General features: G+C 63.0%; 11 protein-coding genes and 1 pseudogene. 4 read left to right on the top strand and 8 right to left on the bottom strand.

The genetic code is table 11. The features are described 5' to 3' along the window. Positions 1–115 precede the first annotated feature (115 nt). The gene (locus BW981_RS08640) at positions 116–1087 is read left to right on the top strand and encodes an AEC family transporter (RefSeq protein ID WP_076438150.1); all 972 of its coding nucleotides are present in this window, start codon (positions 116–118) and stop codon (positions 1085–1087) included. A gap of 16 nt (positions 1088–1103) precedes the next feature. Further along, positions 1104–2219 carry a CaiB/BaiF CoA transferase family protein gene (locus BW981_RS08635; RefSeq protein ID WP_076438148.1) on the top strand — a complete coding sequence of 372 codons (1116 nt, stop codon included), beginning with the start codon at positions 1104–1106 and terminating at the stop codon, positions 2217–2219. A gap of 53 nt (positions 2220–2272) precedes the next feature. Here the strand turns inward: BW981_RS08635 and BW981_RS08630 are convergent, their stop codons facing one another. Next, a complete protein-coding gene (locus tag BW981_RS08630; protein ID WP_076438146.1) occupies positions 2273–3457 on the bottom strand; it encodes a UbiH/UbiF family hydroxylase in 1185 nt (394 codons plus the stop codon). 133 nt (positions 3458–3590) lie between these two features. On the opposite strand from BW981_RS08630, the gene BW981_RS08625 reads away from it, so the two are divergent. Further along, positions 3591–4565, top strand: coding sequence for a quinone oxidoreductase family protein (locus BW981_RS08625; RefSeq protein WP_076438383.1), 975 nt, complete (start codon positions 3591–3593; stop codon positions 4563–4565). A 160-nt stretch (positions 4566–4725) separates the two neighbouring features. Continuing rightward, positions 4726–5076, top strand: coding sequence for a hypothetical protein (locus BW981_RS08620; protein WP_139333688.1), 351 nt, complete (start codon positions 4726–4728; stop codon positions 5074–5076). Between the two features lie 12 nt (positions 5077–5088). Here BW981_RS08620 and rimO read toward each other — a convergent pair whose 3' ends face one another. The 7 genes and pseudogenes from rimO to BW981_RS22530 all read right to left on the bottom strand — a co-directional run bounded on the left by rimO (position 5089) and on the right by BW981_RS22530 (position 13089). Beyond that, positions 5089–6408, bottom strand: coding sequence for a 30S ribosomal protein S12 methylthiotransferase RimO (gene rimO, locus BW981_RS08615; RefSeq protein ID WP_076438141.1), 1320 nt, complete (start codon positions 6406–6408; stop codon positions 5089–5091). A 203-nt stretch (positions 6409–6611) separates the two neighbouring features. Then, entirely contained in the window at positions 6612–7472 is an 861-nt protein-coding gene (locus BW981_RS08610; protein ID WP_076438139.1) for a sulfurtransferase, read from the bottom strand. Next, complete coding sequence (locus BW981_RS08605) at positions 7469–7906, bottom strand: OsmC family protein (protein WP_076438137.1); 438 nt, start codon at positions 7904–7906, stop codon at positions 7469–7471. The genes BW981_RS08610 and BW981_RS08605 overlap by 4 nt, the downstream gene beginning before the upstream one ends. Before the next feature lie 65 nt (positions 7907–7971). Continuing rightward, positions 7972–8736: pseudogene (gene cobA / locus BW981_RS08600) on the bottom strand (uroporphyrinogen-III C-methyltransferase); the annotation flags it as partial. 167 nt (positions 8737–8903) lie between these two features. Beyond that, positions 8904–9248, bottom strand: coding sequence for a hypothetical protein (locus tag BW981_RS08595; protein ID WP_076438133.1), 345 nt, complete (start codon positions 9246–9248; stop codon positions 8904–8906). A 659-nt stretch (positions 9249–9907) separates the two neighbouring features. Further along, complete coding sequence (locus BW981_RS08590) at positions 9908–12229, bottom strand: UvrD-helicase domain-containing protein (RefSeq protein WP_076438131.1); 2322 nt, start codon at positions 12227–12229, stop codon at positions 9908–9910. Next, positions 12229–13089: a hypothetical protein gene (locus BW981_RS22530; RefSeq protein ID WP_139333687.1), complete on the bottom strand. Its 861-nt coding sequence runs from the start codon at positions 13087–13089 to the stop codon at positions 12229–12231. Before BW981_RS22530 ends, BW981_RS08590 begins: the two co-directional genes overlap by 1 nt. Positions 13090–13209 lie beyond the last annotated feature (120 nt).

The following is a 13209-nucleotide window of genomic DNA, read 5'->3' as shown; positions in this document are numbered from 1 at the left end:
AATACCTAGGACAATCGTCCTTGTCCTGCGCTGGGGTGCCGGGAGGGCGGCGCCAATGCGCTTGTTCCCTCGCGCCGGACGGGCCAATGCGGGTGAAGCGCAACCGATCCTCGCCATGGCCGATCTCGTCAGCATCTTCAATCTGGTCGCGCCCTTCTTCGGGCTGATCCTGCTCGGCTTCGCGCTGGGGCGCTACGAGCGCCTGCCTGAGGCAGGGCTGGCCTGGATGCAGTTCTTCCTGATCTATGTCGCGCTGCCGCCTCTGTTCTATCGCCTGATCGCCGACAAGCCGCTGAGCGAGCTGGCGAACTGGAGCTTCATCGCAACGACGACGGCGGCCACCTTCATCGCCTTCGCCGTCTCGCTCGCCATCGGGCTGAGGAGCACGAAGGGGGATCTGCCGCAGGCGGTGATGCAGGGTGTCGCCGGCTCCTATTCCAACATCGGCTATATGGGCCCGCCGCTGATCCTGGCCGCGCTGGGGCCGGAGGCGAGCACGCCGGTCGTGCTGATCTTCGTCTTCGACAGCCTGCTGCTGTTCTCGCTCGTGCCGCTGCTGATGGCCTTCGCCGGGGTCGAGAAACGCAGCCTGCCCGCGACGCTCGCGACGGTGGTCTGGCGCGTCCTCACCCATCCCTTCAACCTCGCGACGCTGGCCGGTGTGCTGGCGAGCTATTTCCGCTTCGAGCTGCCGGTCGCGCTCGACCGGATGGTGCTGTGGCTCTCGCAGGCGGCGGCGCCCTGCGCGCTCTTCCTGCTCGGCGTGACGGTGGCCTTGCGGCCGATGCGCTCGCTGCCGCGCGAGGTGCCGGCGCTGGTCGCCGTCAAGCTGCTGCTGCATCCGCTCACGGTCTGGCTGCTGCTCTCGGCGGTGGGCGGCATCCCGCAGAACTGGATCTATGCCGCGGTCATCATGGCGGCGCTGCCGCCGGCGCTGAACATCTTCGTCATCTCCACGCAGTACCGCGTCGGCATCGAGCGGGCCTCCGCCTGCATCCTGATCGGCACCATCGTATCGATGGTGACGCTCTCGGGCTTCCTGTGGCTGGTGAAGACGGGCAGGATGGTGGCCGACCTCTTCCACTGATCATCGCCGAGGAGCCATGCTGCCGCTGGACGATCTGCTGGTCCTGGATTTCTCGACCTTGCTGCCGGGGCCGCTGGCGACGCTCATGCTTGCGGAGGCCGGCGCCCGCGTGGTCAAGCTCGAGCGGCCGGGCGGCGAGGACATGCGCGGCTTCCCGCCGAAATTCGGCGAGACCTCCGCGCCTTTCGCGGTTCTCAACGGCGGCAAGAGCAGCGTCGCGATCGATCTGAAGGCGCCGGGCGCGCTGGAGCGGCTGACGCCGCTGGTCCGGCAGGCCGATATCCTTGTCGAGCAGTTCCGGCCCGGCGTCATGGCCCGCCTCGGCTTCGGCTACGAGACGCTCGCCGCGCTCAACCCGCGGCTGGTCTACTGCTCGATCAGCGGCTACGGGCAGGACGGCCCCCGCGCGCAGGAGGCGGGGCACGACATCAACTATCAGGCGCTGGGCGGGCTCCTCGGCCAATCACTGCAGCGGGGGCAGGAGCCTCCGCTGCCGCCGCCCCTTGTGGCCGATATCGGCGGCGGCACGATGCCGGCCGTCATCAACATCCTTCTCGCGCTGCGCCGGCGCGACCGGACGGGCAAAGGCTGCCATCTCGACATCGCCATGGTCGACGCCATGCCCAGCTTCGCCTGGTACGGGCTGGCGCAGGGCCACGCGACCGGCACCTTTCCGCAGGGCGGCGAGGGGCTGTTGACCGGCGCCAGCCCGCGCTATGGCCTCTATGCGACTTCCGATGGCTGGTTCCTGGCCGTCGGCGCGCTGGAGCCGAAATTCTGGCAGGCCTTCTGCGACGACATCGGTCTCGCCCAGCCGCTGCGCGACGACCGGCGCGATCCGCAGGCGACCCGCGCTGCGGTCGCCGGCATCATCGCGGGTCAAAGCGCGGAGCATTGGCGTGCCCGTCTCGAGCCCCTCGATTGCTGCTGTACCGTCGTGCGCAGGCTCGAGGAGGCGCGGGCCGACCCGCATCTCTCCGAGCGCGGCCTCTTCGCCGTCCAAGCCCGTGAGCCGGGAGGCCGTTCGATCCCTTCGACGCCGCTCCCGCTGGCCCCTCTCTTTCGCAGGGGCGCCGAGGCGATCCGTTCCGTCGCTGACAGTGGCGAGGATACCGCCCAGATTCGAGACTAGAGCCCAGAACGACGGCAGGACCTGCAAAAGGACCTGTGAAACTCCGCCGGGCTTCAGGAGGCCGCGCGCCGCCCGGCATCGTTGCCCAGGCCCTGCCGCATCACGAAGCGCCGCAGCGGCCCGATCCGCGACAGCGCCAGCAGGCCCGCGCCGCGCAGCAGGTCCGCCGGCAGCAGGTCCGTCAGCAAAGTGCGGTTGAGCATGTCGATGGCGCCGGTCCGCAGCCGGACATCGCTGCGCCGTGCTGCGTCATAGGCCGCCATGGCGCGCTCGCTGCCGGGATCGGCCGCGCCGCGCACCGCCTCCTGCAAGGCGGCGACGTCGCGCAGGCCGAGATTGAGCCCCTGTGCGCCGATCGGCGGAAACACATGAGCCGCTTCGCCGATCAGAGCCATGCGCCCCGCCGCGAAGCGATCGATCGAGAGCCCGCCCATCGGGACCTGGCCGCGCGCACCGACGACGCTCATCGGGCCGAGGATCGACTGCACTTGCCGCTCGACGCGCCGCGCGAAGGCCTCGTCATCGAGCGCCGCAAGCATCGCGGCCTCCTGCGGATCCAGCAGCCAGACCAGCGAGGACCGGCGCCCGGGCAGAGGCACCAGCGTGCAGGGGCCCGTGCGCGTGTGGAACTCGGTGGAGGTCTCCTTGTGATCGCGGCCGTGCGCCAGGATCGCCGTCAAGGCAGTCTGCGGATAGCGCCAGTCCCGGCTCTCGATTCCGGCCGCTTTGCGCACCGGCGAGTTGCGCCCATCCGCACCGACGACGAGCCGCGCCTCGATGGGGTCGAAGCCCTCTCCGGAGAGCAGTACGCCATCCGCGCCCGGACGAATCTCACGGGCGAGGCCGGGACTCGTCTCCAGATCGCGCCTTCCGGCCTCCTCGGCGAGGATGGTCGTGAGATCGGCGTTCTCGATATTCCAGCCGAAGGTGTCGAGCCCGATCTCGGAGGCGCGGAACTCGACCGGAGGCTGGCGGAACAGGCTGCCGCTGTCGTCGACCATGCGCATGACCGCGAGCGGCGCCGCCTTCGCCTGCAACGCCTCCCCGATGCCAAGGCTGGACAGGAATCGCCAGGAGCCATCGAACAGCGCGACCGTGCGTCCATCACGCGGCGTGGCGACAGGGCCCAGCAGGGCGACGCTGTGCCCGCGGCCGGAGAGGGCGAGGCCGGCTGCCAGGCCGACGGCACCGGCTCCCACGATGGCGATGTCGACCCGGCGAGGTGTTGCTGTGCTCATGCCTCATGGCTAGCGCGGTCCGTCGCGCTTGGCCACGGTCCGCAAAGTCGCAACCGGCATTTGCGCGCGAAGCGGGTGCGGTCGCCGCCCGGCTCGGTCTATGCTCGGCCATCAACATCGGGAGACGCCTTTCATGGTCAAAGCCATCCGCGCCCACAAGACCGGCGGACCGGAGGTCCTCCAGTTCGAGGACGTCACGCTGCCGCAGCCTGGCCCGGGCGAGTTGCTGGTTCGCAATCGCGCCATCGGCCTCAACTTCATCGACACCTATTTCCGCTCGGGGCTTTATCCGGCCCCGCAGATGCCCTTTACCCTCGGCAACGAGAGCGCGGGCGAGGTGCTTGCGGTCGGGCCGAATGTCACGGCATTCAAGCCGGGTGACCGCGTCGCTGTGGTCGCCGGTCTCGGCGCCTATGCCGAGGAGAGGATCGTGCCGGCGGCAACGGCGGTCATCATCCCCGAGGGCATCTCCTACGAGGCCGCCGCCAGCATGATGCTGAAGGGCCTCACAGCCGAATATCTGCTGCACCGGACCTACAAGGTGAAGCCGGGCGACACGATGCTCGTCCACGCCGCGGCCGGCGCCACCGGGCTCATCCTCTGCCAATGGGGCAAGGCGCTGGGCGCGACCGTCATCGGCACGGTCGGGTCGAAGGAGAAGGCGGAACTCGCCAAGGCCCACAAGGCCGACCACGTCATCAACTACCGCGAGGAGGACTTCGCCGCCCGCGCCAAGGAGATCACCGGCGGCGCGCTCTGCGACGTGGTCTATGACGGCGTCGGCAAGGACACTTTCCTGAAGTCGCTCGACACGCTGAAGCCCTTCGGGATGATGGTCTCCTTCGGCAACGCCTCAGGCGCTGTCGAGGCGTTCAATCTCGGCATTCTCGCCGCCAAGGGCTCGCTCTATGTGACGCGCCCGACGCTGAACACGCATACGGCGAAGCACGAGACGATGGTCGCGATGGCGAACAACCTCTTCGACGCGGTTCTCTCCGGCAAGGTCACCGTGCCGGTCAACGCGACCTTCCCGCTGAAGGATGCCGCCGAGGCGCACCGGGCCCTGGAATCGCGCGCCACGACCGGCTCGACGGTTCTGATCCCCTAGCCATCAGCGTTCTCGAAGAACGCGCCGTCATCCCGGGCTTGCCTGGGATGACGCAGGCACGGCGGGCGAACCATGCGCTTGCGAGAGAGGTGAACCTGCCGGCCCGTCACCGCGACCCATGATCATCGGCGATCTTCGCCGGCTCATTCGAGGTGATGCCATGACCAGCAGGCTTCAGATCGTCGGCCTTCTCTTTGCGACATTGACCCTATCCACCGTTGCCGCGGCCCAGCAGGGCGGCGGCGGTCGCGGTGGCGACGGCGGCTCCGGCGGTGACAGCGGCAGCCGCGACGACTCGATCATCGCCATCCGCCTGCAGGATCATGAGCGCCTTCGCGTCCCTCGCCCTGTCACGATGAAGGCCGCGCAGGCCAATTGCCGGACCCATGCGTGCAACGAGCCGCCGCAGCGAGCCGAGCCGATCGTGCTTATGGGCGACGGCTGCAGCGAGCAGGTCGTGGCGCGCGACCGACAGGGCCGCGCGATCCGCCGCATCTGCCGGATGAATTGAGCGGCCGTCCGGTCAGACCGCGATGCCGTGCAGGTCGTAGGCGTCGGCGCGCTCGATCTTCACGGTGACGATGTCGCCGGCGCGCAGCGGCCGGCGGCTGGAGACATAGACGTTGCCGTCGATCTCGGGCGCATCCCATTTCGAGCGGCCCTTCGCGACGGTCGGCCCGGCCTCGTCAATGATGACGGGGATGCGCTTGCCGACGCGCCCCTTGACGATGCGGGCGGAAATCTCCGCCTGCGCCTTCATGAAACGGTGCCAGCGCGCCTCCTTTTCCTCTTCCGGAACGAGCGGAAGGCCGAGATCGTTGGCCGGAGCGCCCTTCACCGGCTCGTATTTGAAGCAGCCGACGCGCTCGAGCCTGGCTTCCTTCAGCCATTCGAGCAGGAACTGCACATCCTCTTCCGTCTCACCGGGGAAGCCGACGATGAAGGTCGAGCGGATGGCGAGATCCGGGCAGATCTCGCGCCATTTCCGGATGCGGTCGAGCGTGCGGTCCTGATGCGCCGGGCGCTTCATCGCCTTCAGCACGTTCGGCGAGGCATGCTGGAAGGGGATGTCGAGATACGGAAGGATCAGGCCTTCCTGCATCAGCGGGATGACCTCGTCGACATGCGGATAGGGGTAGACATAGTGCATGCGCACCCACATCCCCATCTGGCCAAGCTCGCGGGCGAGCTCGAAGAAGCGGGTGCGGACCTCGCGGTCCTTCCACATCGAGGGCGCGTATTTGATGTCGAGCCCATAGGCGCTGGTGTCTTGCGAGATCACCAGCAGTTCCTTGACGCCGGCCTTGGCCAGTTTCTCGGCCTCGCGCAGCACGTCGCCGATCGGGCGCGAAACGAGATCTCCCCGCAGCTTGGGGATGATGCAGAAGGTGCAGCGATTGTTGCAGCCCTCTGAAATCTTGAGATAGGCGTAGTGCCGTGGCGTCAGCTTCACGCCTTGGTCGGGCACGAGATCGACGAAGGGGTCGTGCCTCGGCGGCACCGCCTGGTGCACGGCAGAGACGACGCTTTCATAGGCCTGCGGCCCGGTGATCGCGAGCACGTTCGGGAAGACGTCGCGGATCTGCTCGGGCTCGGCGCCCATGCAGCCGGTGACGATGACCTTGCCGTTCTCGGCCATGGCCGAACCGATCGCCTCCAGCGACTCGGCCTTCGCGCTGTCCAGGAAGCCGCAGGTGTTGACGATGACGAGGTCGGCGCCGGCATGGCTCTTGGAAAGCTCATAGCCCTCCGAGCGCAGCGAGGTGATGATCCGCTCGGAATCGACGAGCGCCTTGGGGCAGCCCAGCGAAACGAAGGAGATTTTCGGCGCGACGGCGTTCATCGGCGGGTGGCTCGGTCCATGATGTCAGGAGGCGCCCGCGCTCACGCTGCGGATCTGCGCCTCCTTTGAACCGTTTCAGCCTGTTTTGCAATTGCGGCGAGAGACAAGCCGTCATTGCAAGGGGCGAAGCGACGAATCGATCCAGGAGCGGCGGAGCGCGATATCCCTGGATTGCTTCGCTGCGCCCGCGATGGCGGAGGGTGTCAGGCCGGCCCGGTCGCGACCGGGCGCTCCGGATCCTGAGTCCAGGCGGTCATCGAGCCGTCATAGAGCGCGACCTCGTCGCGTCCCAGCACCTCCGCCATGACGAACCAGTTCGCCGCCGCCGAGTGCCCGGTGTTGCAGTAGGAGATCGCCGGACCATGCGGCACGGGCGCGAACAGTTTCTGCAGCGCGGCGCTCGGCCTGAGCCGACCCGTGCCGGGCTCGAAGGCTTCGGCATAGTCGCGCCGGATCGCCCCCGGAATATGCCCGCCGCGGGTCGCTTCCGCTGCCTTTTCCTGACCCTCGAAATAGGAGGCGCCACGCGCATCGACGAGGCTGGCGAGCTTGCTGCGCGAGGCGATGAAGGTCGCATCCGTCGTGCTGCGCAGGCGCTGCTGCGCCACGACCGGATAGGGCTCCGCGCCTTTCGGCTGCGACGGGCCGCTCTCGACCGGCCGCGCACCATCCGCCGTCCAGGCCTCGTAGCCCCCGTCGAGGATCGCCTGCTGGCCGTGGCCGATGAATTTCAGCGTCCAGTAGATGCGCGCGGCCGCGCCGAAATCGTTCGGCGTCAGCCCGGCTGGGACGATCACGACATCGTCATGCGGTCTGATGCCGAGCCGGCCGGCGAGGACGGCCAGATGCTCCAGCGGCGGCAGCATGCCGGGCGCGTTGCCCATCTTGGCGCGCCAGCCATCGGCGGCATAGTCCGTGCGCACGGCGCCGGGAATCCGTCCCGCCTCGAAGGCGGCCTGCGCTCCGTCGCCCGAACGCACGTCGAGGATGACGAGCTTTTCGTCGCCGAGCCGGGCGGCGAGCGCGTCGGCCGAGATCAGCCCTGCGAAATCGGATCCGCTCATGCAGCTTCATCCTTCTGCAGTTCGTCGACGACCTCGAGGCTGTAGGTCATCTCGGCCGTCGCCCCGAGCATGATCGAAGCGGAACAGTATTTTTCCTTCGACAATGTGACGGCCCGCTCGGCCTTGGCCTGCGAGAGCCCCTTGCCGGCGATGCGGTAGGAGAGGTGGATCTTGGTGAAGACCTTCGGGTCGGTCTCGGCGCGCTGCGCCTCCACCTCGACATCGCAGCCGGTGACGCTCTCGCGCCCCTTCCGGAGGATGCTGACGACGTCGAAGCCGGTGCAGCCGGCGAGGCCGATCAGCAGCATCTCCATCGGCCGGATGCCGATATTGCGCCCGCCATATTCAGGGGCGCCGTCCATCATCACCGCGTGGCCGCTGCCGGCCTCGCCCATGAAGGCCATGCCTTCGACCCAACGCGCGCGTGCTTTCATGATCCTGTCCTCAAACTCGGCCCGGATTCGGAAGGGCGCGAGCCTAAGGAATTATCCGGACGGGTCTAGCCGGTTCCGGACAGGCGCCGATCCGCCGCAGGCTCCGCCTGCTCCAGAAGCGCGCCGAAGGCGTGGCCGAGCAGGACCAGGACCGGCCGGTCGGCGGGGAGGTCGGCGAGCTTTTCCGGCAGCGTCCCGATGGTCGCGGCGAGCCGAATTTCGTCGGGCCGGGTCGCCGCCAGCACCGCGACGGCGGGGGTCGCCGGATCGAGCCCGGCCGCCAGCGCGTGCGCGCGGAAGCCGGGGAGGGTGGCTCTGGCCATGTAGATCACCGTCGAGGCGGCGGGGTCGGCCATGGCGCCCCAGTCGAGATCGTCCGGCAGGGCGCCCTCGCGCGAATGGCCGGTGACGAATTGCAGCCGCCGGGCGTGGTCGCGATGGGTCAGCGAGACGCAGAGCGAGGCCGCCGCCCCCTGCGCCGCCGAGATGCCCGGCACGACCCGGACCGGGATGCCGGCGGCCCGGCAGGCCTCGATCTCCTCGCCGGCGCGGCCGAAAATACCGGGATCGCCGCCCTTCAGCCGCACCACATGCTTGCCCTGCAGGGCCAGCGAGACGATCAGCGCGTTGATCTCGGCCTGCTTGACCTGCGGGCCGTAGCCCTTCTTGCCGACGAGCAGGCGCTTCGCCTCCTGCCGGGCGAAATCGAGCACCCCGGCCGAGACGAGGTCGTCATAGAGGATGATGTCGGCGCTCTGCAGCGCCTTGACGGCCTTCAGCGTCAAAAGCTCGGGATCGCCCGGCCCGGCGCCGACAAGGGTGACCGCGCCGCGCTTTTCCGCGCGCCTGTCCCCGCCCGGCTCCTCCATCCCGTCGATCCCGCTCACCGCCGCCTCTGCCGCCTCGCCCCGCGTCGCTGCGGCGCATCATAGGAGCAAAGCCGGCTGCGGGCCAGATGGCGGCGAGCGCGGTTCGCGCCCGCGCGGCGCGGGATCGCTCAGCGGCCGGCGGGATCGACCGGCAGCGGCATGGCGCCCTCCACCGCGACGCGAGCCTCCGCCTTGCGCCAGGCGTCCTCGGGGCCGAGCCCATCGCAGCGGTAGCGCAGGGCATAGACGAAGGTCCGGCGCAGATAATCCGGCGTCGTGGCCAGGAAGATCTGGAAGCACAGGCCGCGCGGTTCGCAGCACGCACGAGCGCGCCGGCAGCTCCGATCGGGGCAGATCTCGAAGAGGCGCGCCTTGTCGGCCGACTGGCGGAACAGGACGGGACGAAGCGCCTGGATGCGCTCGAATGCGGCAATCTGCTCGGCGCTGAAGGCGGATTTCTCGCTGGCGCTCATCGCTGGTCTCCTCCGGCCAAGGCCTCTGCTTCGGGCAGGCATCGTCGATGGCAACGCGGCGCCGGACCGGACGCGCGCGGCCGCGCCGCCCGCGCCAGGAGCGCGGCGGGGACGGATGAAACGGGGCTGGCGGAGCGCCGCGAGGCGCGAAAACAATCCGCTTCCGTTGAGCCAGGAAACGGCGCGGCGGGATTGAGCCACCCGTCGCACGCCCCGTGGCGCTCCGCCTTCGGCGATTTTAAGACCTCGGGCCGCGCTTATCGGGTCCGCGCCGCGTCGGGTGCCTCGTCTGCGCCGGTCGCGCGTCCGGCCGCGGATGTCGGGGTGTGGGAGGGGCTGATCCCTCGCCGGCCCGACACGGCCTCGTCGCTCCCGCGCTCGCGAGCCACCTCCCGCGTCGCCGTCCGTCCAGCGAGCTCCTCGCGCAGGGGCCGTAGTACCCCCAGGGCGGTGCCCCGAAGCCTCCCGGGAGCAGGGCGTGACCCCCGCCCGCAGGCGCCGACCCTTCACCCAGCCATTGGCACACCTCCGGATGGCCGCCCCGTTCGGGTGATGGGCGAGGGGAGTATGGGGGAGGTTGGGAGAGCGGGGATAAGTGAAAATTCGAACGCTCTTCCGATGATGTATTATCGGAAGGTCAAAGTTAACGTTCAGTTGAGCTATGCTTGATCGATCAAGCGCGCTAACATAGCATCCTCAACGATTGAATTCGGAAGCGCCGCTTTGTTCAGCATTATAGCAAATCTGTATCTTGCGCGCGTTATAGCTAGATATATTTCTCTTAGTACTTGTTGCTCAACGGCGGCGGCCAGTGTGGCATTGTCAACAATGCGCGGCGGCACAACACCCTGCTCGAGTCCAACCGATAAAACTGCATCAAATTCTTGTCCGCCTATGAAAGAAGGGCGGCTCAGAACAACAAGAGGTTGGTCAGGAACTATTTTTTCGCCTCTTTGCTCAATGATGTGCAGTGGCAGGCCGGAAGCTTTGAAGGCGTCTACAAGATCGCTCCAGTATAATTCTGCGTGGCAAACTACCGCAATCTGTCTGACATTGCTGGCGCGCATTTTTTGCACCTGCTTGACTACAAAACGTCCAAAATTAGGCTGATCGTCACTGCACCTGATGATCGCTGGGCGTTTCGCAAGCTGATGGTTTGATGGTACCATTGCCTGCTCAATCGTCTCAAAATCAGGGAAATCTGACGAAAATAAATCAGTTGTTTGCTGGATGACATGGAAGGCAAGATCGACGATCTCTTTTGTCGACCTATGGTTAGAAGGTAAGCTTTCGTTCTCGACATCCTTGATGCCGAGCGTTGCAAGTCCGGCACTAGAAAAACCGAATATGTCTTGTGCCTCGTCCAAGGCAAGAGCGATTGGTACATGTTTCGTGTGCGCGTTGGATAGGTATGCGAAAATTCTACGCTCGTTCTCATTGAACAGTTGAGCTTCATCAACGAATATATAGTCAAATCCCTCCTTCTTTCTCTTAAGATCCCAAAGTGGAGTTCTAAGCCGTCCAACAAGGGTGATAGCGACATCATCCGAATCTAATAACTCAAATTCTTCGAAAATCGCGGTATGATATCTACGGAAACAATCATAAATGACTGATCGTTCGTTTACATTTAACACTCCATGAAGTCGGCTCAGTGACGTTTCGGAATGAACGTAACGCTTCTCATCATCGACGAGACCACGACCTTTGATCGCATTGGAAATCTCAGCGACCACGAGTGCTGAAAACACCGCGAAAAGAGAATCGTTTTCTGTAACTTGCTTCAGTAGCGGGCTCTGATCAATTCGCGCTGAGTTTGCTGATAGCGCTTCTCTGAGCGATTTACGCACTTGCGTAAGCTGGAACTGTTTTGTTTCATGCGCATCCTTATCAATAATCATGTCTTCCGTTAAGCCGGTAACCTGTCTCCCATAATCTGCTAAAGTCGTTATTTTAAGAGATTGATTAGAGCTTGTTAGGAACTCTTCGCCTCCAAGGACGCGAAAACGATCTGATACAGATGTCGCCATAGGCGCGTTGTGAACAACATACAGTATTTTGATTTTATCGCTCTGCTCTTGTGCTGCTTTGAGGTGACGCATAGCTAGAAGTTGCATCAACAATGTTTTTCCTGAACCCGCTGGGCCAATCACACGAACTGGGTGTTTGAGTAAAACGTCTGATTCTAGAACTCGTCGTTGCGAATCATTAAGCGAGCCGCTGGCGATCCAATGTTCGTAGCTCCAGTGGACTGTCTCATAAGATGAAATGTTAGATTGACTGGGATGAAATTCAGCACTTAGCTTTACTTTATCGAATTGCAGGGATGCCTGCTGTCCCACTACGAGCGCTGATCTCAGTGGTTGAAGGCTCGGCGAATCCAGAAGAGGGCGTCGCTTAATGTCGACGAGGCCGTCGGCGAGTGCAGCTAACTCCGCCAGACGAGGCATTTCCGACTGGATTGATTTCTGGAGTTGATCGAAGTCATATCCGGGGCCAATACAGATCAAAGCCCTTGCGTTCAATCCTCCATATCCCGGCCCGCCTTCAAAGTAACAAACAGAATTTTGGCGAGCTTCGTTACCTCGGCCTGCTAAGCAAGTTTGCGATCCATTCGGCCAAGTGCGGTGTATAAAATCTCCATCGACGATTAATCCTTGGAGTCTCTGATTAAATAAATAAATCTGACGTTCAAATACTTGCTGGCTAATTTCTTTTAATTCAAGCAGCCCAAAGGTACCGGTAAGTCTAATGATTCCCCAGTTTTCATTGCCTGTGCCGCTCAGGTACTCACGATTCCACCCTGCAATTAACCGTCCGTCAATAGCGCCAGCCATTCGAAACGGGCCGGCGACAAACTCCGCCTTCGCAAGGGCATTTAAATTATCCTCGCTTAGACTCTGATATAGAGCCGTCAGGACTGGCCGCTGCGAAAGAAGCCAAGAGCAAGTTTGTTGACTCAGGGCTAAATATTTGTCCATCACTCGATCTCCGCGCAGTATTTCGTAATTGTAAATTTCGAAAAATCAGGCGATCCAATTCGGCTAAATAAAGATGTAAATCGCGATAACAAATCTGACATAAATTGTGACTTTAACGAAGATATCTTTATCGGCCTTGCTTTTGAAAACAATACTGATGCTGTGCTAATTGATCGATAGGAACTTAAGAATTCGGGCCATGATTGCTCCGACGTAGATATTGCGCGCGTAAGAATTTCTGATGGAACTGTAATTGGATATCGCATCAAGGCTACGCTATGTTGCGCGAGGCCATAAGAAATATCGCTGTTGTCACTTTTGGGAAGAAAATGAATGTCGCTTCTAAAAGAGTTTTTGACTATCTGCTCTTTTATTTCGCTCCACTCGCTGCCGTAAAGTTTATCATAATCAGCAATATTTGCTTCTCTATCTTGAGTGGAGCAGCAATTCTTTGTAATTCGTAATCCCGCTAATGCTCTCTCGATGTGGGCCCTATGTTTTTCTTTCGTTTTTTGATCTTGGAGAATCTGTGACAGTCTTATGATCTCAAGGTCTATAGATCCTTCATGTGGAGGTTCATAGCCGGGTTCAGGCCAATTTATGCCAGATACAATGCCTGCAGACGTCAGGCGCTCTATTAGCTTCCGCCTGACCGTAGGCAGCATACTTAATGTCGATAGGTACTGTTGTATTGAAACAATAGGTAAAAATGTGATGGTTTCGCTCTTGAAATTACTTACATCGCACGCGGGTGTTATTGTTATGCCGGCGATTAATTCTAAATCAGATACTAGTCCCATTGAAGGAAGATTTGACCAGATGTCGCCACAGCTATGCTGATCAGGCGGCAGGGGGGTCATAATACGATTTAGCATTAATAGGGCGAAAGTATTTCATTCGCGTGTTCCAGAGACTGCTGTCGTAATCGTAACCTAACAAGGGCGGATGCAATTAGCTAGTGCGCCATGAGATCGTTGTGT

The sequence above is a fragment of the Allobosea sp. TND4EK4 genome, assembly GCF_900156025.1.
Taxonomy (GTDB): Bacteria; Pseudomonadota; Alphaproteobacteria; order Rhizobiales; family Beijerinckiaceae; genus Allobosea.
Note: the sequence above shows the minus strand (reverse complement) of the source record. Positions and strands in the feature narration are given on the sequence as shown.